Origin of the sequence: Pauljensenia sp. UMB3104, assembly GCF_030217285.1 — a bacterium.
Classification (GTDB): domain Bacteria; phylum Actinomycetota; class Actinomycetes; order Actinomycetales; family Actinomycetaceae; genus Pauljensenia.
In genome coordinates this window covers 1-235 of sequence record NZ_JASONN010000608.1, presented here as the reverse complement: position 1 = coordinate 235, position 235 = coordinate 1, and the positions used below count along the sequence as shown (strand labels likewise).

The window sequence follows — 235 nt, the reverse complement described above, 5'->3', positions numbered from 1 at the left end:
ACATTGCACTCGGCAATCAGGCCGAACTTCCCGGCGTCTTCGAGCGGAGCAAGGTACGCCTTGGGCAGGATGCGCGACGAGTTGCACGCCGAAACCTCGTTGACCAGTGCGGTGAACTGAGCGTCGTCGGTGGCAATTCCTCGCCACTGAGCACGCAACTGTAATACCTGCGGGTTCGACATATTCCAGAAGAAAACGGCGTTGCGCGTCGGGATCGCGAGTTCGGCCTCGCCGT

Annotated in this window: 1 pseudogene; it reads right to left on the bottom strand. The window is 60.4% G+C overall.

From position 1 onward, the window contains the following. Positions 1-235, bottom strand: a pseudogene (locus tag QP415_RS12970) (YbjN domain-containing protein); the annotation flags it as partial.